The sequence below is a fragment of the Streptomyces sp. NPDC002181 genome, assembly GCF_042890485.1.
GTDB lineage: Bacteria > Actinomycetota > Actinomycetes > Streptomycetales > Streptomycetaceae > Streptomyces.
This window is the reverse complement of record NZ_JBIASC010000002.1, coordinates 622,383-643,735: the sequence shown is the minus strand read 5'-3', so window position 1 is coordinate 643,735 and position 21,353 is coordinate 622,383. Positions and strand designations below refer to the sequence as shown.

Below are 21,353 nucleotides of genomic sequence, written 5' to 3'. Positions count from 1 at the left end.
ACGGGCCACGGTGCACGGGCCACGGTGCACGGGGCACGGTGCACGGGCCCGTGCGGACGCCGGCGCGGCCACGGGTGCGGGAAGCCCCGGACGCATCCCGTTGGTGGGCCGGCGGGCGGCCCCGTTAGCATCCGACGGTGATCACGCCGGCGGACGAACCCTTCCACGACGCCCTGCGACGGGCCGACGCCGGCCGGCCGGCCGCCCGCCTGGACGCGCGGCACTGCCCGCCGGCCGTCTTCGAAGCCCTCCTGCGGCACGGCGATCCCCGCTTGCGGCACCTGGGGCTGGTCCTTCTGAACGAGCGCGTCACCTCGGGCCGGACGGGCGACGAGCAGGAGAGCGCCGAGCTCGCGGGGCTGCTGCCGGCCGTGGTGGAGGGGCCGCCGGAGGCGGCCCTCGTACTGGCGCGGCTCCACGAGCGACTGGGCCCGTATCGCCGCGGGCTGCGCCGGCCCTCGTGGCGTACGGCCGAGCTGCCGGTACCGGTGCGGATCGCCTGGCTGCGCGCCGAGCTGCTGAACGAGCCGGCGGTGATCCGGAAGGAGCCCCCGGGCGAACTGCTGTACCAGGCCGTACGGGAACTGACCGTGCGGGAACCGACCGTCACTCGCGCGCACCGGCCCGAGCTGCTCGTGAACGAGCTGGCGGACAGCGGTGACCCGGTCTTGCAGGCAGCGGCGCTGCGGCTGGCCCGGCAGGGGCTGCACGCCGGTCTGCTGGCTCCCGCACGGGTTCGCGGCTGCCTGACCGGCCTGCTCGGCTCCGACAGCGCGGCCGTGATCACCGCCGTACTCGGGGAACTCGCCGAACCGTGGGCCGCGTTGACGCCCCTGCCGCCGGGACGCCTTTCTTCCTTCCTCACCGCCGACGCGGTGACCGTGAGGCCCGAGGTGGCCGATGCGGCCGTCGCGGCGGCCGCACGTCACGGGCACCGCGGCCTGCTCCGGCAGGTCGTCGACGGCACGGATCTGCCGCCGGGTCTTCGCCGGCGCGCGATGGAACTGCTCGGTGACCTGGCGGACCGCGGTGACATCGGCGCGCTGACGGCCGTCGCCGCACGGGACCCGCTGCTGTTCGGCGGCCCTGCGGTGGCCTGCCTGCGCGGGCTCCACCGGCGCGGGCACTTCCCCGAGGAAGCGCACGTACCCGCGATCACCGGCCTGGCACTGGCCGACCACTCGATCCCGCCCCACGAGATCGCCACGATCCTGTTCACCTGCAGGCAGGCGATGTTGCGCGTACTGCTCGACGCGGAACCCGGCGATCCGAGCTGGCCGCGGCGGCTCGCGCTGCTGGTCGCCCTCGCCGGGCAGGGGACGGGCGAGCTGCCGGTCGGCGACGCGATCACACGGGTCCTTCCCTCTGCTCCCGCGCCGGGGCCGTTTCTCGACGCGATCCGCGCGCTGCGCCACGCGGGTGCCGAAGACGCCGTGATCGCTCTCCTGCCCTCCGCTCCCGCTGCGGCCCTGGAGGCGCTGGAAGCCATCGGAGGGCACCGGACCACGAAGGCGCTGGGGGAAGGGCTCGGTCTCGCGGGGGCGGAGGGCGCGGGTGTGATCGCGCCGCATCTCCGTGCGGTGCGCAACCGCGCCCTGGAGGTGCTGTGGCATCTGACCGACGATCCGTCACGGCGCGGTGCCCTCCTCGTCCGTCTCGATCCCGCCGACCTTCCGGCCCGCATCGCGGCCGACCTCGGCGGACCGGACGAGCGGGAACTGGCCCTCCTCAGTTCCCATCTGGACCCGGACGAGCCGGTGGCGGCCCTGTGCAGACTGGCCGCCCACGGCGGCGCCCGCACCCTGCCGGTCATCGCGGACCTGCTCCTGCGCGTCGTGGCCGAGCTCGCGGCGTCCCGGGAACCGGGCGCGGACGCCCCGCGGCCCGAAGGCGGCCGGCCGGCCGGGGAGCCCGTGGTGCCCCAGGAGGTCCTGGACGCCCTCCAGGGCCTGGGCCGCCGTCTCCACGAGCGGGGCAGGATCAGGCCGTCCTGCCTGCTCGACGCGGCGACCGGTCGGGAGGCCGGCCACGCGCTCGCCGCGACCGTGGCGCTGGATCTGCTGGACCGCCCCGGACTGTCGAGCGCCGAGCAGACGATCCTGCTCGAACTCCTGCTCCGAACCCCCTACGCGGGTACCCGCGCGCGGGTTCACCGCCTGCTGCGCCGCCGCGACGGGCACGTGCGCAAGCACGTCATCGCGCTGCTCGCGCGCGACGCCGGCGGGGACGATGCGCAGGCGCTGTCCCCGACGCTGATCGCGCTGACCGCCGCCGGGGACGTCCAGAGCGTCCGGCAGGCGCTGCTCGCACTCGGACACGCCCGGGCCCGCTGGGCCTCCACCGCGATCGCCGCGTGTCTCGACCATCCGAACATGAACGTCAAGAAGACCGCCGCCGAGGTTCTGGTCCGGGCGGGCACGCCCACGGCGGTACCGGCACTGCTCTTCTGGCTCGGGCGTCACGACAACCCGGGCCTGCGGGGCCTGCTCGTCGAGGCGCTGCGGGCCGTCCTCGGCGACGCGTACCCGGCGACCGTTCTCGCGGCCGCCGAACACGGAGAGGACCGGCGCACCCGCGAACTGCTGCTGGAAGGCCTCGACCGCAGCCTGCCGGCGTGCTCGGTCCGCGCACTGGACGACCAGGGATCAGGGATCGCACCGGCCCTGCTCGCCCTGGTGGCGGACGGCCGGGTCGGCCTCGCCGCCGGGACGGTCGCAGAACTGTCGGCGGCCAGGGCCCGGCACGGGATCACCCCGCCCGCCGCTTCGGGGCCGGCCCCGGACTTCGGGGCCGACCCGGACGTCAGGTCGCTGGCGGCGGAGGGCTGGGATCCGACGGTCGCCCTGCGCATCGCGCAGAGGCACGAGCAGCCGCACCCCGCCCAACTGCGGGAACTGCGGCCCATGCTGGGGGACTGGCTCGCCCTGGCCGACTCCGAACCCGCCGCCCGGGGCCGCGTACTGAGCCTCGTCCTGCGGCTCTGCCCCGCACCCTGGACGGCCGGGGAGCTGACGGCCTTCGCCCGGCGCACCGGGGTCCTGCTCGACGGGCTCGAAGAGGCCCCGGCCGGGAACCGGCACGAGCTCATCGCGGTGCTCCAAGCGCTGGCGCCGACTCTGCCGGCCGCACGCAAGCTGGCGGTCGCCGACGCGGTACGAGGACTTCCCCCCGAACCGGGGAACCAGTCCGTACTGAAGCTGCTGCGCGCGCTCGGCGCGGTGCTGGTCCGGGCCGACCTGGAGCGGGCCCTCGCGTCGGCCCGCCTGGGCGCCGACCCCTGGCAGGCCGAGACGGACGTGCTGAGGGAGGCGTTCGCAACCACCGCACGAGCCGAAGCGAAGGCCGAAGGGGAAGCCGAAGCGGAGGCCGAGGCCGAGGGCGCGGCGTGGCGGGCCGCGCTGGACGCGGCGGTGCGCACGCCCGGCGGCGCTCCGGAGCAAGTGCGCCGACTCCACCGTCACCGGCCGCACGAAGCCGCACCGGCCGCACCGGCCGTGCCGGGTTCCCGGGACCGTCTGAGCGCCCTGATCGACGTCTACGCCTCGGCCGGCCCCGGGGTACGCCCCGCCCTCATCGACTGGATGACCGACATCCAGCCGCTCGACGCCCCGCCCTGGACCATCGCCGAGACCGCGTACGCGACGGCGCCGCGCCCGCGGACGGTACGCGTCGACGACCTCGACCAGCCCCGTTCGACCGCGCTGCGGGAACGCCTGCTGGCCATGCTGCGGGCATCCGCTCCGGAACACCGACGCAGCGCGGCACTGGCGCTCGTGGAATGGCCCGAGCCCGAAGCCTTGCTGCCCGTGCTCCGAGCGTTCCTGCACGGCCGCGTCGACGTACCCGTCGGCGCCGGCCTGGCCCGCATGCTGAACGCCATCGGCGAGACGGAACTGCGCGCGGACGGCATCCTGCACGAGCGGGCCGCCCTCGCGGCGAGCCGGCTCGACCCGCAGGACCTGGAGCCCCTGGTCCCGCTCCTGCTCGACTGGTGGGAGCACGACCCGCCGGCCGCCGGCTCCGCGGCCGGGCGGGCGCTGCGCCAAGTCCCCGCCGACGTACTGGCGGAGCACCTCGGCGGCCGGCTCGACACCGGCGCCTGGGGGTTCCTCGACCTGCTCCGCGGACGCCCCCTGCTGCGCACCCCCGCGCTCACGCGGACCTGTCGAAGGCTGCGCGCCGAAGGACGCGACGACCTCGCGGACGGGCTGCTCCTCGTCGAGGGTCCGCTGCGCCACCCCGACGCCGCACGGCAGGACGCCGCCGCGCTGGCGGCGCTGCGCGAGCGCACCGTGCCCGCGCCGACGGCGGCATCCCACCCCCCGTCCCGGCAGCAGCTGCTGGACCAGGCACGTACCGGCGATCCGGCGCGCATACGCCCGGCGCTCGCGCGACTGGCCGAGCAGCACCGCGGCCCCGGCCCGGATCCGGACCCGGGCCTGCGGGACCTGATCGGCGAACTGCTGCACCACCCGAAGCCCGGGGTCCGCCTGCACGCCCACCGGACCTCACGGGCCGTGCTGGACCGGCAGACCTACCTCGGCCACACGCAGGTCCTGCTGGACGACCCGCAGCCGGAGGTGGTGCGCACGGCGATCCGGACCCTCTCCCACGCCAGTTGGGCACCCGCGATCCCCACACTGACCGGGCTGCTGGAGCACGCGCACCCCGTGGTCCGCAAGGCCGCGGCCGACGGGCTCACCGTCATGGGACCGCCCTCGGTCCCCGCCCTCAGACACGCCGCCGCCCACGCCCGCCCCGACAGACGCTCCCTGTACACGGAGCTCCTCGAACAGATCGAGGCCGGCGCCCCGCAGTAGCGCCGCCGGCGGGGGACCAGACGATCATGCCCTTACGCTTGGGTCCCGTCAGGCCGTCGACGGACGGCCGGTGAGGAAACGGAGCGTGCGGTGCCGGTGCCATCAGGGCAAGCGCAGGACGGCTACCTGGTCGGCAAGGTGCTCGCGGGGCGCTACCGGGTGACCGAATTGATCGGCCGCGGTGGCATGGGAGTGGTCGCGCGGGCGGTCGACGAGGCACTGGGCCGGGAGGTCGCAGTCAAGGTGCTGCGGGCCTACACCGACGCGAGCCCCGCCGAACTGGCCCAGATGCGGGACCGGATGCGGCGCGAGGCGCGGGCCGCCGCGCGGATCCGGCACGACGGCGTGGTCACGGTGCACGACGTGACCGAGGAGCAGGGGCTCCCGGTCATCGTGATGGAGCTCGTCGACGGGCCCTCGCTCGACGACGTGGTGTCCGAGCGGGGCGCGCTGGACCCGTACGAGGCCGCCGCGATCGGCGCGAAGCTGATGGCCGCGCTCGACGCCGCCCACCGGGCCGGCATCCTGCACCGGGACGTGAAGCCGGGCAACGTGCTGCTGGAGCGGGGCGGCCGGGTCGTACTGACCGACTTCGGCATCGCCACCATGCACGCTCCCGGAGACGAGGAGATGGCGAAGCTGACCCGCAGCGGCCAGCTCGTCGGCTCGCTCGACTACCTGCCGCCGGAGCGCGCGCAGGGCAGGGAGCCCGGCCCGGCCTCGGACATCTGGTCGCTCGGGATGACCCTGTACGCGGCGGTGGAGGGCGTCTCGCCGTTCCGCCGCACCTCCGTGTGGTCCACGCTGGCCGCGATCGTCGCGGAACCGCTGCCCCCGCCCCGGCGGGCGGGGCCGCTCGGGCCCGTACTGCTGGCGCTGATGGCGAAGGCGCCGGAGAGCCGGCCCACCGCCGACCAGGCCCGCGCGATGCTGGAGGCGGTGGCGGGGAGCGGGACGGCTCCCGCCGCGGGGGCCCGCCCCGTCGCGCCGACCCCCACCGCGCCGTCCGTACGGGCACCCGCCCCGGTTCCCGGCTTCGGGCCGCCGCCCGCGTTCGGCGAGGAATCGCTTCCGCAGACCGGCCCGGCGGCCACGGGCCGGGCCGGGCGCCGCGCTCGCGTCGCGACGGCCGTCGCGGTCGTCGCCGTACTCGCCGCCGGCGGCGTCACCTACGCCGTGACCTCGGACGGCGACGACGACCGGGCGCGGGCCGCGACCCCGACGCCGGTGACCGGCGGCGGCTCCGCGACGGCCGACGGGCCGCCGGACACGGCACCGCCCACCCCGGCACGGCCGAGCCCCGTACCGACGGGCTGCGCCGGCTGGACCCCCAGCGACCCGAAGCCGGGCGCCTACGGCTACATCGCGGGCGACCACCACCTGCTGACCGCGCCGTACCAGCCGTGCCCCGCCGGCGCCCTGGTCAAGAACGGCACGAAGCTCTGGTACCAGTGCTACGTCGTCAACTCGTACGGAAACCAGTGGACGTACGTGCGCGTGGACGGAACGAACGCGACCGGCTGGCTGTACAACCGCGACCTCACCCGCCAAAAGGGCTCGTCCCCACCCTGCTGACCGCATCGGAAGCCGTGACGGCCGGTTGTCACACCAGTGGCGGAGGTCGCCGCCAGCGGTGCCTGAGGCGGACGCGACGGCGTCCCAGGCGATGGTCACCCGGTTGCCGATCCACTGGGTGTCGAGTTCCTTGGTCTTCTTCAGGTTCTCGGTGAACCGCAGGTGGGGAGGCTGGCTTCAGCGGCAGAGTTCCATGATGGTGTCGTCGAAGTCGGGGAACTCCTGGGCCGCCAGCTCGATCACGACTGCCGCCGACCGGCGCTGGTGCGGTGCGAACCCTTCGGCGATGGCTGCCAACTCCGGGTTGGGGCGCGCCTTCCAGTCGGGTTCGTACGAGGTGGCGGCTTCCCAGGGGCCGAAGCCGTCGGCCAAGAGCCACAGGAAGTCGCCCAGGTCGCGGGCGACGATGCGGTCGATTCTCCCCAGCCGCTCCCCAACGAGGCTTCATTCTCCCCAGATTCTCCCCACCGGGGGTGGCCCATGAAGGGTGATTGCCGCTGGTCGGGACCCGCGGTCCGCGTGTCAAGGCAGGGTATCCGGAAGAGTGATTGCGAGGCAGGGGCGGGGCAGCCGCTCTCGGCTTGGCGATGCATGAGGTCGGGTGCGGCGGCCCCTTCGCAGGGGAACGGTCCCTCCTGGATGCCGCCCGCTCCTGGGCCGGCGGCGATGTTGCGGAGGAAGAGGTGTACGGCGCGGTTCGGGGCGGACGTGCGCTCGTACCATCGCTCACGCAGCTGCTCGCGGAGGTCGGCCTCAACGTACTTGCGCAGGAACTTCCGGTAGGGCTCGCCGGCCTCCCGGTCCCTGAGGGCCGTGTTGTGGTTGGGGTAGTCGTCGCCCGCGCAGCGGGAGGTGTGGCGGAACTCCAGGCAGGACCCACTTCGGTGCGGCGGGCGGAGGTGGTTGGTTGCGATCAACACTGAGCAGGAAGCGATTCGCCCTGCAGTCAGAACTCCCGCAGCAGCTTCGGATTGCTGGCTACGCCCCCTTCGCGTCAGCGAGCCGGAGGCCATCGACCCGGCCGTGGCCGACTCACTCGTCGATCAGTCGACTATCCACCGCCTTCGCCTGCTGCGGCTTGACCACCTTGACAGTCTCGGTCTCGGATCAGGTGCCACTGGCCATTGGGGCATCTTCCTTGATCGACACATGCACCGTACGACTTGGTGCTCTTGGCGGTGCGATCGGGCGAAGTTACATACCCCGTCACTCTCGATCGATTTGTCCCGAGCATGATCGACTTCGGTCATGGCAACGAACAGGCAGAGCGCAACGGAGGGTGTAAGAGGCAACGGGCAACACTGTCGAACTTCGATCCTCAAGGTAGGCCGCGTGTCAAACTCGCTCTCAGATGCGAAGCGATGGGGATCCGATACGGCGGATGTTCGCCATCGGTCTTCGTGTCGACCAGTGAACGAGAGTTCCAGGTACGGGCTACGACCCACACGTTCGCTATTCAAGGGGAGGCCAATAATGAGTGCAACTTCACCTTTCGGCCCAGAACTTCGTCGCTTACGACAGGATGCGGGACTGACTCTGACCGAGTTCTCCGTGGCGCTCAACTACGACAAGGGGTACCTCAGTAAAGTCGAACGCGGGGAGCGTTCTGCGTCCCCCGAGCTGGCCCGTCGGTGCGACGCTTTCCTCGGCGCGAACGGTGAGTTGCAGCGTCTGGCAGCCCGCCCCGAGACCGAGTCGGACACTACCGAAACCCCCGCAACCCCGAGCCCGTGGCTCGTCGGGCGCCGGGAGGTTCTCGCGGCGGGTACGGGAGCATTGATCGACCTCGGACTGAAACTCGGCGGTCGGGCATTCTCTGCCACCGACCCCCTCCTTCCCTCCTTCCGCACGCAGTTCGACCAGCTACGAATGCTCGGCCAGTCCACCGCGCCAAAGGTCTTGCTCCCCTTGCTGGAGGCCCAGACGCGCACGATCGCCGCTCTGGCCGCCGACAGCCCGTCCGCCACTCGGGCCCCCGCGCTCCTGCTTGCCTCGCGGTTTGCGGAGTTCACCGGCTGGATGGCCCAGGAGGCCGGAGACAGCGCCGCTGCACTCGGCTGGACCGGTGAGGCCGACGGACTGGCACGCGCAGGGGGCGATTCGTACCTCGGTTCCTACGCGCTTGTGCGCCGCGCCCTTGTCACGCTTTACGGCGGGGACGCCGCGAGCACCGTCGCCCTGGCCCGACGGGCGCAGAGTGACAAACTGCCGCCGCGCATCCGGGGACTCGCGGCCCAGCGGGAGGCGCAGGGGCACGCGCTAGTCGGCGACGAACTCGACTGCCTCCGCAGCCTCGACAGGGCACGGGAGCTGCTCGATAGTGACGACGCCCGCAGCGGCGCCGGCCCCGTCATCGGCACCACCAACGTGAGCGATCCGGCGGCGATGACGACCGGCTGGTGCCTGTACGACCTCGGTCGGCCCAAGGCCGCCGCCGAGGTCCTTGACCGGGAGTGCCGTCGCCTCCCGCCGCACGCGCTGCGAACCCGCGCCCGATACGGCTTCCGCAGGTCGTTGGCCCACGCGGCCTCCGGAGAGGTCGAACGCGCGTGCGCGATCGCCGGGGAGCTCTTGGCAGTGATGCCGGCCGTACCCTCGGCGACGGTGAACAGCGATGTCCAGCGTCTCGCGCGGGAACTCTCCCGGTTCCGGAGCAGTCGGGCCGTACACGATCTGCAACCGGCGCTGGCACGGGTGCTCGCCCCCGCGCACGACTGACAAGGACTCCACGACCGATACGGGCTCGAGCCGTGCGTCTCGCCGGACTGCCCGGTCCCTCCAGATCCGACGACCCCCGGCGAGACGCTTCAGTCCCCGCCTGATGCGTCGCGCTGCGCCCTGGCTTCTCGGGGGCTGCCCGCGGTCAGTGACCCGCCGGGCGGTGCGCATCCGTAGGCCCTCCTGTGGACGCCATGCCGTCGCACGGTCGGGCCTCACCACCCGGGTGGACCAGGGTCGCGAAGCCCCGGTTCACAGCACCCGAACTCGTACCCATTCGGCACTGTCTTCCGTCTGCCTCCCACGAAGGGAACCTTCATGCCCAACGTCTTCGTCAACTACCGCACAGGCGACGAGGAATCAGCGGCGACCATGATCGCTCGCGAGTTAGCCCGGCGGTTCGGCAGCGAGCGGATCTTTTTTGCCAGCACCTCGATCGCGCTCGGACACCGCTTCCCAGCGGAACTGGTCAGGGCGGTGGAGGAGTGCGAGGCGCTCGTAGCCGTGATCGGCCCGCGCTGGGCGGAAGTACAGGGGGAAGACGGCCGCTCCGCCATCGAAAGCGACCAGGACTGGAGCCGTCGTGAGATCCAGACCGCGCTCGACCGAGGGATTCTCGTGATCCCAGTGCTCGTCGGAAAGGCCACACGGATCGACCACGCCGTCCTCCCGGACGATCTGCGGGAGCTGGCGGACTGCCAGTACCGGCGGTTCGACCACCGCAACGCAGAGTCGGACCTGACGGCGATCGGCGACGCCCTCGGCCGACTGCTGCCCGAGCTGGGCGCAGTGGACCGCGACCTCCGCGCTGCGCGGGAGCGGGCAGAGGCGAAGCCCCGCAAGAAGTCGGCCCAGGACGCCGGGCACACCAGGATGCGGACGCGCGATGTCGAGCAACGGGTGCGAGGCGGTATCGGAAACCTCAATGGAGACCTGTCCGGCACCTTTGTCAACGAGCCGCAGGGGCCGGTGAACACCGGTCGGGGACACCAGTACAACGCGCCCCACTTCCAGGGTGACAACACCGGGGTCCAGTTTACGGCGGGCGACAACAGCGGTACGGTCCACCAGCGCATCGAGCGCGAGCGTCGACGCTCGGACGACGGACGATGACCGAGCAGGACCGCGTCACCGTCAACGATCCGCGCGGCCCGGTGAACAACGGTGAGGGGCACCAGTACGTCTACTACGGCGCCGGCGCGGACTGGATGATCCGTAGAGGGGTCGAGTCCCTCAGGGTCGCCCGTGAGGATCGGAAGCGCCTGGCCGACCGGTTCGTTCGACCGGTGGGCTACCGCGTTGCTGCCGAACGCCTGGCGAAGCCGGGGTCCGTGGTGCTGCTGGAGGCGCCGCCCGGCAGTGGCCGCCGCGCAGCGGCGATCATGCTGCTGCACGGGCTCGGTGAGGACGAGGGCGCCGACGAGGATGGCGTCCGGTTCGAGGAGCTTCCCGCCACGGACAAGGACACGGACACGGAGGGGAGCCCTCTCGCGCCCGACGAGGGGGACCGGTTCCTCCTCGACCTCTCTGGAATCGCCGACGAGGAGGCGTACACCAAGGCCCAGCGCCTCATGGCTCTGCGTCGTTCACAGGTCCAGGAGGCGAAGGCCCATTTGGTCGTCGTCTTGCCGGCGGGCATGGATCACGCCCATTCGCCGGACCTCGAACCGGACAGGGTGACGCTGCGGCGCCCCCGGGGCGTTGCCGTCGTCACCCGGTACCTCCGCATGGACCGCATGCCCTTCCGCTCCGCCGACTTGCGGAGCGACGACCTGCAGCGCCTGTGTGAACGCTCACCCATGCGGGAACTGGCGCGGCTTGCAGGGCTGATCAGGTCCGCTCGTGAAGACGGTCGGTTCGGCGCCGATTTCGCGGGATGGCTCGAGCAGGCGATGCACGCGGTCAATGATCGTGCCGGTGAAGTGGGCAAGCAGGTGACGACGGTCCGCACTGCGTCCGAGCGGGCGCTGCTGCTTGCGACGGCGGTGTTCGAGGAGGCCCATGCCGACACCGTCTACGAGGCGTGGCACGGCTTGATGAAGACGGTGAGGCACGAGGAAGAGGCGACTACTGAGCTCGCGGGGAGGGACTTCGGGGAGCGGTTGGAGGCGCTCGGGATCGAGCGGGATGCTGACGGAAGGCTGCGCTTCGGGCGGCTGGCATACGCCGACGCCGTACGGACGTACTTCTGGGCGAACTTCCCTGGGGTGCGCGATGAGCTCAGGGACTGGATCGGCCATGCCACTGGTCTACACGGTCTGACCACCGACGACAGAGTGAACGCCGTCGTCCGCTTCGGCGAGCGGTCTCTTGCCGTCGGTCGGCCCGACCACCTCTTCGACCTGGTGGTGCGCTGGACGGATCGTGCAACCGGAGCATCGCGCGACCGGCGAGCTGTGGCCGCCCTCGAACTCGGTCTTAGCCACGAGAGGTTCGGGGGTTGGTTCCGCAGGCGGATGTACGAGTGCGCGAGGTCCGGCCCCTTATCGGATGGTCTCGCCCGCATCCTGACCAACGTCTGCCTCCAGAGCCTCGGCGCGACGCACCCTGATCAGGCGATGGTGCGGCTCCACCACCTCGCCGTACGGAAAGGGGCGGCGGCGGGTGAGGCGCGGGAGGCACTCCTCGACCTCGCCGGCCGCGACCGTCGGCTCTACCGACTGCTCATTGACCGCCTGCGGGAGCGGACGGGCCGGGTGCCGCGCGAGACGGATCCCCATCTCCGCCTGCTTACCGAGCTGCTGAGCAGCGCTCGGGCACCGGATCCGCCACCATGGCCGGACCTGTTCCTGGGCTGGGAGGCGGTCTTCTCGCAGCGGCCGACGGACCTCTGGAACCTGTTGGCGAGTAGCTGGCTGAACGCAGTGGCTGGCGACAGTACGCAGGAGATGGCGCTGGGCTTGATGGTCAGGGCGACGCACAGCCGCGCGGTCGCTCTTCACCGCCTCTACGCCATCGCTTACGACTGGGTGGGACCCACGCGCCACCCGTCGAGGGAGGCTGTCGCCGCCCTCTTCTGGCGGCACATCGACCACGCACAGTACGCCCGCACGCAGAGTACGGGTGGCGGACCACGGACCACGGAGGCACGATGAAACACCGCTTTCCCAGCCTGCTGTTCGTCGCTCTCTGCGGCCTGGCACCGGCTGCGCTCGGGAACCTCCTGCACTGGTCGGCGTGGCTGTGCGGCTTCATGTGCATGGTCACGACCTCGGGTTCCCTACTGCTCGTGATGATGGCCCCCGGCCGTGGCAGCGTGCCGGTCGATCCGCACGAGCCCAGGGAACCCGAGCCGCCCGCGGCGCCGTCGGAGCAGCCGTACGAGGAGACGCGGGTGGTCGACGCGGCGCTGCCGAGCTCGGCGGACGGCTACGACTTTCTCTTCTCCGCAACCGTGTGGTGGAGGCCGGCTCCCGGTCACGACGGCTACTCTGACGGCGCCTCCCCGGCCCTTGCCGTGGCCTCGGTCGTCAGCCGGGCCTTGGCGGTCGTCCACCACGAGGAGCCCGGTCGGGCGAGCTTCGCGCGGTATCTCTTGGAGGGGGAGCTGGGCGTCCCGCTCCCGGACCGGAGCGGACGGGTTAAGGCCCTGGCAGCGGATGTGACGCTGACCCTCGCCCGCGCTGATCGCGAGCGCCTACGGAAGTTGAACGACCTTCGCAAGGACGAGGAGGTCTGGGAGTACGAGCGTCATCACGAGCGCAACAAGCGGCGCTACCTAGGTGACGACGTGCTCAAGAGTGCGGGCAGCGCGGTGGTGTGGTGGCTGGCCCGACACGAGAACGAGATCGAGAAGGCGGTCGACATGATCGGCCCGCTCGCCCAGATCGCGGCGGCGGCCAACGACGAGGAGGTGCCCGAGCTCTTCCGTCACCTGCTCGTCCCGCCCGTGGGTGCGCGAAGCGAGGCGACCGCCGGGGGCCCGCTGTGGGACGGGCACAGTCAAGGAGGAGGGGCGTTCAACCATGAGGAGGAAGTGGGGGCTTCGGACCGGCTGCTCCTGTTGCTGGCGGCGGTGGGCCTGAAGTCGGACATGGATGAGTACACGGTGTTCGTGCACCGTGTGGTGCGGAGCCTGGAGGCAGCCGGGCTGGACGAGGCCGCCGAGGAGATCAGGCGGACCCTCCTCCTTACGTCCGACGAGGGCGGGGGTGAGGGGCCAGAGGGTAGGGCTTCAGATGAGGGAGACAACACCGGGACTTGGTCGCCGCACTTCCCAGCCCCCGAGGGCTCACAGCCCACCGACGCGGATGCGGCCACGTTCATGCCGGGCGCGGCGGCGAGCGACGAGGGTGAACGGATCCAAGGCTGGCAGGAAGCGGCCGAGGGCGATACGCCACGTCCGCACTTCTGGGACACCTTGCAAAACCCGCACGGACCCGCAGCGCCTCACGTACGGGACTCGGACTACAAGGACGGGAGCTGATCCGGTAGGCAGTCGGCCCTCAGAGGCTCCCCTTCACCGCGCCCGTGAGGGGCCTTACCTGCCCCGAGGAGGGGGCCAGGGGGACCCACCAGGCCAGGCTTGATGACGTCCTGGACCCCTAGCCGCAGGGCCAGAGGGTGGTCACGGGCGGCGAGGGCAGCCGTCACCCTTCCGACGGCGCCATCCACGCTTTCGTGCTCCCAGATGCGCAGCGGCAGCCAGCCCAGGAGTACGAGGTGGGTGTCGGTCTCCTCGTCGCGGCGAACATTGTTTTGGAGCTTCTGCTGCCACCAATCGGAGTTGTGCTTCGGAGCGTGCAAGTGTTTCTGACACGCGTGCCAGAAACACCCCTGGACGAACACGGCAGTCCGCCATCTCGTGAAGGTGACGTCAGCACGGCGGCGCGGCATCCCAGGGATGGGCAGGTGCACGCGGTAGCGGAAGCCCAATGCGTGGAGAGCACGCCGCAAGGCGAGCTCCGGCTTCGTGTCTCGGCTGCGTTGGGCCGCCATCACCCTCTGGGCATTGGCGTCCCGCGGCGTTGGCACGCCCCTGCGACCGTCTTGGATCCCCACCCCCGGACAACTGGTGTACGACCGATTCGGTCACCAGCTGTCATCCGGCGCGGCAGATGGTCCGCCACGGCGGACTCTGTTGTCGTCGGTTGCGAGCGGCCTCTCGGGATAATCCTCTTGCTGGCGGGCCAGGTGCCGCCTTACGGCCCGTTCTGGGTGGCACGGCTTAGGTGAGCGCCGCCGCGAGAAAGAGGCCGGTTTCAATCTGCTCGTCGTCGCATGGTGCAGGCGTCTAGGGGTTGAAATATCGCTGCGCTTTCGCCCGCAGCCCACGCTGCTTGAAGATACGTCTCAGTGCGAACGTGGGGATCAGGCGCCGAAGCCCGAAGCGGTAGGTGAGGGCGCGCTCCATCGTGGTGACAGCTGTTGGTTCCCCATCCCGAAGCTGCCCAGATTCATCTCAGTTGCGGTCGTGACGGGCGCGGCGTTCCGCGCGTCGCTGCAAGCCTGCTTGAAGGCTGCATCAAGGCCAGCGAGGTATTTGTCGAAGACCTCGCCGATTATCACGCTCTCCGTCGAGATCCAGGCACGGCTCTATGCGAGTGTCTCCTGAAGATCATGTCCGGCGAATGCGTTCGTGTTGAGGACCTCGGGACTGTTACTGGTGCGCCGACGTATTCGGTAGGGGTACTCGATACGCGCGACCAGGAATTTCATGGTCGCGGCGGACCGTGGCACCAGCACGCAGACCGGTGACGAACGTGTCCAAGGATTCCCGCGACGACGGAGCAGCCCAGGACGAGAGCTAGGACTGACATCACCGGCGTGGATGCCGTTGCGGGTGCGGTGAGAGATGTCGGGCCCATCTACGAGCCTCCTGTTTTGTCTCGGTGGTGCGTAGTGGATGGGTGCCGTGGGCGGGTTGGCCATGCCGAGCGTCTTCGGTTGGCCAGGTACCGGAGCGACGCCAAGCCTCTTCGTAAAGCAGATGCCGGTGGACGAGGGTGACCAGCGTTTCCAGGCCGGACGGTCTGTGGTCCTCGGCAGCCATGAAGGCAACTTAGGGGGAGGGCCGGATACCCGTCCCCCGAACGGGCAGGACGAGGACCTGTCGCCAAGACCGGCGGTCTCCCATCCACGATGAGGCCCGCACCACAAGGGCATCGCCAAAGCGGCCTCAGACGCTGGCCGACGGTTTACCGCACTCTCTGTGACGGGCTGAGCTGGCATGGCAGTGCTCGTCGGCCAGGTCAGCGGTCCGGAGTGGCTGGTCTGAGCCGATGGCATGCTCCCCCCCAGCGTCGCGCATTCTCTCCAGGCCCCCGGATTAACCTCTCGGGTGCGATCGCTATAGCGAACTTGGCCAGGGGCTCTTGCCGACTCTCTACAGCCAGTCCCGCTTTTTGAAGATGACGTACAGGCTTGTACACACCACTGCCATCAGGAGGATCGCGAAGGGGTAGCCCGCCGCCCAGTGGAGTTCCGGCATGGTCTCGAAGTTCATGCCGTAGATCGTGCCGACCAGGGTGGGGGCGAAGAGGATGGCGGCCCACGAGGAGATCTTCTTGATCTCCTCGTTCTGTTCGAAGCCGGCTTCGGCCAGGGCTCGCATTTCGGCGTTCTGTTGTTGGGAGACCAGGGTGGCGTTGACCGTCAGGATTTCCGTCAGGGCCTGGCGGAAGCCGTCCACGCGTTCGCTCGTGTGCGTCACGTGGTCGGCCACGTCGCGCAGGTAGCGCTGGAGTTCCTCGTCCGTGCCGTACTTCGCGAAGCCCGCCATGAGGGCGTGGAGCATGCCGACCAGGGGGCGGGTGGCGCGTTGGAACTCGACCATCTCGCGGGAGAGTTCGTAGATGCGGCGCGAGACCTCCGGGTCGCCGCGGAAGACCTCCGTCTCGATCTCGTCCATGTCGTTCTGGACGCCCGCGACGACGGGGGCGTAGCCGTCGACCACCGCGTCGAGGATCGCGTACAGGGCGGCCTCGGGGCCGAGGGAGAGGAGCTCCGGGGTCTCCTCCATGCGGCGGCGGACCGCGGAGAGGTCGGGGGCGGCGCCGTGTCGGACGGTGATCAGGAAGTCCGGGCCGAGGAACACGTGCAGCTCGCCGAACTCGACCTCCTCCGACGCGTCGAGGTAGCGCGCGGCGCGCAGGACGACGAAGAGGGTGTCCCCGTAGCGCTCCAGCTTGGGGCGCTGGTGGGCCTCCAGGGCGTCCTCCACGGCGAGCTCGTGGAGGTTGAACTCGGCGGCCAGCGAGTGGAGCTCCGGCTCGGTCGGGCGGTGCAGGCCGATCCAGGCCATGCCGTCGGGCTCGTCGCGCAGCCGGCGGAACGTCTCCGCGAGGGTCGCGGGGGAGGCGACGCGCCGGCCGTCGCGGTAGACGGCGGAGTCGATCACGCTGCGGTGGTCCGGGGGCGTGGCCGCCGCCGGTGCGGGCTTCGGGGCGGCCGGCCGGGAAGTGGGCGGCGCGGCGGGCGGGGGCGTGGGGCGGCGCCAGCCGGTCCGCTTCCCGGAGGGGGAGGGGCGGCGGTGGCGGTGGTCCGGGTGCTCCGGCATCGCAGGTCAGCTCCCCAGTCGGACATCTTTACGGTCGGCAAGGGGAAGGATATCGGAAGGCGTAGGGGGGTTCAGGGGGGTGTGGGGCGGTTTGGGACTGCTTCTGCCTCGTGGATTGCGGACCGTTCCTGTCCGCGAGTACGGGTAGCTTGCCGGTATGGGCTCCGTACTCGACACCCGTTCACTGAACCGCGCCACGCTCGCGCGCCAACTGCTCCTGAGCCGCGCCGCGCTCTCCGCCGAGGAAGCCGTCGCGCACCTGCTCGGACTCCAGGCGCAGAACGTGAAACCGCCGTACTTCCAGCTGCACGCCCGGCTCGAAGGCTTCCGCCCCGCCGCGCTCGCGCAGCTGATGGAGTCCCGCAAGGTGGTCCGGATGGTCACCATGCGGTCCACGATCCACACCCACACCGCCCATGACGCGCTGACCCTGCGTCCGCTGGTCCAGGCCGCCCGCGACCGGGAAGTGGGCGCCTTCCGCAAGGGCCTCGTCGGAGTGGACCTGGAGCGGCTCGGCGAGCTCGCCCGCGCCTTCGTCGAGGCCGAGCCCCGCACGATGGGCGAGATCCGCGAGGAGCTGCTCACGCACTGGCCGGCCGCCGACCCGCAGTCCCTGTCCGTCGCCGCGCGCTGCCGGCTGCCGCTCGTCCAGGTCACGCCGCGCGGGGTCTGGGGGCGCAGCGGGCAGGTGCGGCTCACCACGCTGGAGCAGTGGCTCGGTCGGCCGCCGGGCGCAGAGCCGCCGGCGCACTCCGTCGACGACACTGTCCTGCGCTACCTCGGCGCCTTCGGACCCGCCTCCGTCAAGGACATGCAGACCTGGGCCGGACTCACCCGGCTGCGCGAGGCCTTCGAGCGGCTGCGGCCCCGCCTGGCCGCCTTCCGTGACGAGAACGGCGTCGAGCTGTTCGACCTGCCCGACGCGCCCCGGCCCGACGCCGACACCCCGGCGCCGCCCCGCTTCCTCCCGGAGTTCGACAACCTGCTGCTCTCCCACGCCGACCGCACCCGCGTGATCCCCGCCGAGCTCAAGGGACGCACCTGGACGGGGAACCAGGCCCACCGCACCCTCCTCGTGGACGGCTTCGTCGCCGGGCTGTGGCGATGGGAGGACAAGCAGAACAAGGGGGGCGAGGAGGCCAAGGAGGGCAAGGATGGCAAAGAGCAGGGGGGCGAGGCGTCGATCGCCGTCGAGCTGTTCGGGAAGGTCTCCACGGCGCAGAAGGAGCACATCGTCGCCGAAGGGGAGCGCATGATCGCCGAGATGGGCGAGACCGACGGGACCGGCCGGCGCCCCTCGGTGCGCTTCGGGTCAATCCACGGCTGACGCCGCTCTGGTGGGGCGTAGGGGCGGCACGGCACGATGCCTTCCATGACGCACAACACCGGCGCCACCGCCGAGTTCCTCGCCGCACGCGACTTCCTGCTCGAACGGCGCGGGGACTACGAAGCCGCCCACGCCGGATTCACCTGGCCCCGCCCCGAGCGCTTCAACTGGGCCCTGGACTGGTTCGACCACATCGCCGACGGCAACGGCGCCGACGCCCTGCGCATCGTGGAGGAGGACGGCACCAGCCGGTCCGTCTCCTTCGCGGAGCTGTCCGTACGGTCCGCCTCCGCCGCCAACTGGCTGCGCGACCAGGGCGTGGCGGCCGGCGACCGGGTCCTGGTCATGCTCGGCAACCAGCGCGAGCTGTGGGAGGTCATGCTCGGCGCGATGAAGCTCCGCGCCGTCGTCATCCCGGCCACGCCCCTGCTCGGCGCGGCCGACCTGCGCGACCGCATCGAGCGCGGTCACGTACGGCACGTCGTCGTGCGCGCCGAGGACACCGGCAAGTTCGACGAGGTCCCCGGCACCTACACCCGGATCGCCGCCGGAGCCGGCGTACCCACCGGATGGCGGCGGCTGGAGGACATGTACGCCGCCGACGCCCGCTTCAGCCCGGACGGCGAGACCCTGGCCACCGACCCGCTGATGCTGTACTTCACCTCCGGCACCACCGCCCGCCCCAAGCTGGTCGAGCACACGCACGCCTCGTACCCCATCGGCCACCTCTCCACCATGTACTGGCTCGGCCTGCGCCCCGGCGACGTGCACCTCAACATCGCCTCGCCCGGCTGGGCCAAGCACGCCTGGTCCAATCTCTTCGCCCCGTGGAACGCCGGCGCCACCGTCTTCGTCCACAACTACGCCCGCTTCGACGCCGAGCGCCTGATGGCGGAGATGGACCGGCACGGCGTGAGCACCTTCTGCGCCCCGCCCACCGTGTGGCGGATGCTGATCCAGTCCGACCTCACCAAGCTGCGCACCCCGCCCCGCGAAGCCGTCGCCGCGGGCGAGCCGCTCAACCCCGAGGTCATCGAGAAGGTCCGCGAGGCCTGGGGCGTCACCATCCGCGACGGGTTCGGCCAGACCGAGACCACCCTCCAGATCGGCAACTTCCCCGGAGCCCCCGTCACGCCCGGCTCGATGGGGCGCCCGGCGCCCGGGTACGAGATCGTGCTGCTCGACCCCGTCACCGGCAAGGAGTCCCCGGACGAGGGGGAGATCTGCGTGGACCTGCGCACCCGCCCCGCCGGGGTGATGACCGGCTACCGCGACGACCCCGGGCGCACCGCCGAGGCCATGGCGGACGGGCTCTACCGCACCGGGGACATCGCCTCGCGCGACGAGGCCGGGTACCTCACCTACGTCGGACGCTCGGACGACGTCTTCAAGGCCTCCGACTACAAGATCAGCCCGTTCGAGCTGGAGAGCGCCCTGCTCGAACACGAGGCCGTCGCCGAGGCCGCCGTGGTCCCGGCCCCGGACCCGCTGCGCCTCGCCGTGCCGAAGGCGTACATCGCGCTCGCCGCCGGCTGGGAGCCCGGCCCGGAGACCGCCCGGGCGCTGTTCGCGCACTCCCGCGCCGTGCTCTCCCCGTACAAGCGGATCCGCCGCATCGAGTTCGCGGAGCTGCCGAAGACCGTGTCCGGCAAGATCCGCCGGGTGGAGCTGCGCGAGCTGACCGCGGCCGGCTCGGGGGCGGAGTACGACGAGGCCGAGCTCGGCTGAGCAGCCCGTACCGCCACCTGGTACCGCGTACCGCGTACCGGTACGGCCGGGGGCGGGCCGGCCGCATGGCCTGCCCGCCCCCGTACGGTCCGCGCCGCGCGAAGGCTACGCCGGCAGCTGCGCCTCGATCGCCGCGATGACCTCGGGGGCCTCGGGCTCGACGCTCGGCCGGAAGCGGGCCACGACCTCGCCGGCCGGGGAGATCAGGAACTTCTCGAAGTTCCACTGGATGTCCTCGGCCGCCTCGCCGTCGGCGTACGCGGTCTTCACCAGCTCCGTGTACAGCGGGTGCCGGTTGTCGCCGTTGACCTCGGTCTTCTCCAGCATCGGGAAGGTCACGCCGAAGCCGGCCGCGCAGAAGGTCGCGATGTCGTCGGCGGTGCCGGGCTCCTGGCCGCCGAACTGGTTGCAGGGCACGCCGATGACGGTGAAGCCCTTCGTCTCGTACGCGAACTGCAGCCGGGCCAGTCCCGAGTACTGCGGGGTGAGACCGCACTGCGAGGCGGTGTTCACCAGCAGGATCGCCTTGCCCTTGTGGGCCGCCAGGCTGGTGGGCTCGTCGGACAGGGTGGTCAGCGGGATGTCGTACAGGCTCATCGGGCTCTCCTCGGCACAGATACGGATACGTGTTCCGCCATGTGCTCCGAGCCTACGTCCTGCCCCGCGGACCGGTGGACGGGGTGGACGGGGTGGACGGGGCGGACGCGGGGGGCCGGGGCCGACCGGGCCCCGCGCCCGCCACCCCGGGCCGCGCCCTACGCCCCCGCGCCCACCAGCGCGTCCGCCGGGTCGTTGACCGGCTGCGGCATGCCCGTGAGGTCCATGACGAACAGCGGTATCCCGAGGTCGTCCGCGCGGGAGCGGGCGTCCTGCGTGTACCCGGCCAGCGAGAAGTAGACGCTGGTCGCGGAGGCCGTCAGCCCGTTCAGCCAGACGCATTCCACGGCCCGCAGCCCGGCCGGAGCGGTGGTCGGGTCCACCTGGGCCACCAGCCCCGGGGCCCGCAGGTCCACGGCCGCCGTGGGGATCGGCCGCCCGTCGGGCCGGCGGACGTCCTGGAAGCCGAGCCACCGCAGGTACAGCGCGGCCGTGGCCACCGCGTCCTGGGCGGTACGGATGGTCACCGGGCGGAACGCGGGCCGCCGCCCGGGAGCCGCCGGAGGCCCGCCGGGGGCGCCGGTCCCAGCTGCTCCGGAGCCGCCGGAGCCGCCGGAGCCGCCGAAGCCCCCGGGCCCGTCCGGGCGGGCGGAGCCCCCCGGTCCCGTCCGACCCTGCCCCCGTACGCCGCCTCCCCGTCCTCCCCGTACGTCCGGACGCGCCCCCTGTCCCACGCCGCCACCCGGCGCGGACGCCCCGGACGCCCCGGGCGCCACCGGATCCACCGGGTGCACCGCGATCCGCGCCACCGTCCCGCACGACGCGCACCCCAGCTCCGGGTGCGGCCACTCGCTCACCCGCCCGCAGGCCGCGCAGCGCACCGCCACCCACGTCTCGGACCAGGTGCGGTGCGTCAGCGGCGCGGGCGCCGTCGCCAGATCCAGCGGCGGGACGACCGGACTCCCGCACGCGCACGGGAAGACCGGGGCGGCGTAGTCGTTCTCGCGCAGGCACGCCGGGCAGGGCACCGGTACCGCATCCGCCATGAGTACTGCCCCTCCGTCGTCGCTCTGCGTGGATCCATGCTCCA

General features: G+C 71.7%; 13 protein-coding genes. 8 read left to right on the top strand and 5 right to left on the bottom strand.

Annotated elements, in window-relative coordinates:
• Window positions 1-137: 137 nt before the first annotated feature.
• A complete protein-coding gene (locus ACFYXV_RS09070; RefSeq protein WP_389382426.1) occupies window positions 138-4,820 on the top strand; it encodes a HEAT repeat domain-containing protein in 4,683 nt (1,560 codons plus the stop codon).
• A gap of 96 nt (window positions 4,821-4,916) precedes the next feature.
• Window positions 4,917-6,395, top strand: coding sequence for a protein kinase (locus ACFYXV_RS09065; RefSeq protein ID WP_389382425.1), 1,479 nt, complete (start codon window positions 4,917-4,919; stop codon window positions 6,393-6,395).
• 177 nt (window positions 6,396-6,572) lie between these two features.
• Here the strand turns inward: ACFYXV_RS09065 and ACFYXV_RS09060 are convergent, their stop codons facing one another.
• Complete coding sequence (locus ACFYXV_RS09060; RefSeq protein WP_389382424.1) at window positions 6,573-6,767, bottom strand: hypothetical protein; 195 nt, start codon at window positions 6,765-6,767, stop codon at window positions 6,573-6,575.
• 1,101 nt (window positions 6,768-7,868) lie between these two features.
• Here ACFYXV_RS09060 and ACFYXV_RS09055 point away from each other — a divergent pair.
• From ACFYXV_RS09055 to ACFYXV_RS09040, 4 genes are all read left to right on the top strand, one after another.
• Window positions 7,869-9,113, top strand: coding sequence for a helix-turn-helix domain-containing protein (locus tag ACFYXV_RS09055; protein WP_389382423.1), 1,245 nt, complete (start codon window positions 7,869-7,871; stop codon window positions 9,111-9,113).
• 318 nt (window positions 9,114-9,431) lie between these two features.
• Entirely contained in the window at window positions 9,432-10,226 is a 795-nt protein-coding gene (locus ACFYXV_RS09050) for a TIR domain-containing protein (RefSeq protein WP_389382422.1), read from the top strand.
• Window positions 10,223-12,208, top strand: coding sequence for a hypothetical protein (locus ACFYXV_RS09045; protein ID WP_389382421.1), 1,986 nt, complete (start codon window positions 10,223-10,225; stop codon window positions 12,206-12,208). Before ACFYXV_RS09050 ends, ACFYXV_RS09045 begins: the two co-directional genes overlap by 4 nt.
• Window positions 12,205-13,539 (top strand): hypothetical protein, encoded by a 1,335-nt coding sequence (locus ACFYXV_RS09040; protein WP_389382420.1) that lies wholly within the window; start codon window positions 12,205-12,207, stop codon window positions 13,537-13,539. The genes ACFYXV_RS09045 and ACFYXV_RS09040 overlap by 4 nt, the downstream gene beginning before the upstream one ends.
• On the opposite strand, the gene ACFYXV_RS09035 is transcribed toward ACFYXV_RS09040, so the two are convergent.
• Complete coding sequence (locus ACFYXV_RS09035) at window positions 13,521-14,087, bottom strand: very short patch repair endonuclease (RefSeq protein WP_389382419.1); 567 nt, start codon at window positions 14,085-14,087, stop codon at window positions 13,521-13,523. The two genes, ACFYXV_RS09040 and ACFYXV_RS09035, sit on opposite strands and share 19 nt — an antisense overlap.
• Window positions 14,088-15,438: 1,351 nt before the next feature.
• Window positions 15,439-16,611: a magnesium and cobalt transport protein CorA gene (locus ACFYXV_RS09030; RefSeq protein WP_385467021.1), complete on the bottom strand. Its 1,173-nt coding sequence runs from the start codon at window positions 16,609-16,611 to the stop codon at window positions 15,439-15,441.
• 157 nt (window positions 16,612-16,768) lie between these two features.
• Between ACFYXV_RS09030 and ACFYXV_RS09025 the strand changes: the two genes are divergently transcribed.
• Window positions 16,769-17,938, top strand: coding sequence for a winged helix DNA-binding domain-containing protein (locus ACFYXV_RS09025; RefSeq protein ID WP_389382418.1), 1,170 nt, complete (start codon window positions 16,769-16,771; stop codon window positions 17,936-17,938).
• Window positions 17,939-17,983: 45 nt separating this feature from the next.
• The gene (locus ACFYXV_RS09020) at window positions 17,984-19,666 is read left to right on the top strand and encodes an AMP-binding protein (RefSeq protein ID WP_389382417.1); all 1,683 of its coding nucleotides are present in this window, start codon (window positions 17,984-17,986) and stop codon (window positions 19,664-19,666) included.
• Window positions 19,667-19,771: 105 nt separating this feature from the next.
• On the opposite strand, the gene ACFYXV_RS09015 is transcribed toward ACFYXV_RS09020, so the two are convergent.
• Both ACFYXV_RS09015 and ACFYXV_RS09010 read right to left on the bottom strand, forming a co-directional pair.
• Window positions 19,772-20,263, bottom strand: a complete 492-nt coding sequence (locus ACFYXV_RS09015; RefSeq protein ID WP_385467030.1) for a glutathione peroxidase — start codon at window positions 20,261-20,263, stop codon at window positions 19,772-19,774.
• A gap of 158 nt (window positions 20,264-20,421) precedes the next feature.
• Window positions 20,422-21,309, bottom strand: coding sequence for a hypothetical protein (locus tag ACFYXV_RS09010; protein ID WP_389382416.1), 888 nt, complete (start codon window positions 21,307-21,309; stop codon window positions 20,422-20,424).
• Window positions 21,310-21,353: the final 44 nt, after the last annotated feature.

What these genes read in the sequence shown, in the direction of transcription:
- ACFYXV_RS09055 (WP_389382423.1), top strand. Translation starts at nt 7,869, where the DNA reads ATGAGTGCAACTTCACCTTTCGGCCCAGAACTTCGTCGCTTACGACAG.
- ACFYXV_RS09050 (WP_389382422.1), top strand. Translation starts at nt 9,432, where the DNA reads ATGCCCAACGTCTTCGTCAACTACCGCACAGGCGACGAGGAATCAGCG.
- ACFYXV_RS09045 (WP_389382421.1), top strand. Translation starts at nt 10,223, where the DNA reads ATGACCGAGCAGGACCGCGTCACCGTCAACGATCCGCGCGGCCCGGTG.
- ACFYXV_RS09040 (WP_389382420.1), top strand. Translation starts at nt 12,205, where the DNA reads ATGAAACACCGCTTTCCCAGCCTGCTGTTCGTCGCTCTCTGCGGCCTG.
- ACFYXV_RS09030 (WP_385467021.1), bottom strand. Translation starts at nt 16,611, where the DNA reads ATGCCGGAGCACCCGGACCACCGCCACCGCCGCCCCTCCCCCTCCGGG.
- ACFYXV_RS09025 (WP_389382418.1), top strand. Translation starts at nt 16,769, where the DNA reads ATGGGCTCCGTACTCGACACCCGTTCACTGAACCGCGCCACGCTCGCG.
- ACFYXV_RS09020 (WP_389382417.1), top strand. Translation starts at nt 17,984, where the DNA reads ATGACGCACAACACCGGCGCCACCGCCGAGTTCCTCGCCGCACGCGAC.
- ACFYXV_RS09015 (WP_385467030.1), bottom strand. Translation starts at nt 20,263, where the DNA reads ATGAGCCTGTACGACATCCCGCTGACCACCCTGTCCGACGAGCCCACC.
- ACFYXV_RS09010 (WP_389382416.1), bottom strand. Translation starts at nt 21,309, where the DNA reads ATGGCGGATGCGGTACCGGTGCCCTGCCCGGCGTGCCTGCGCGAGAAC.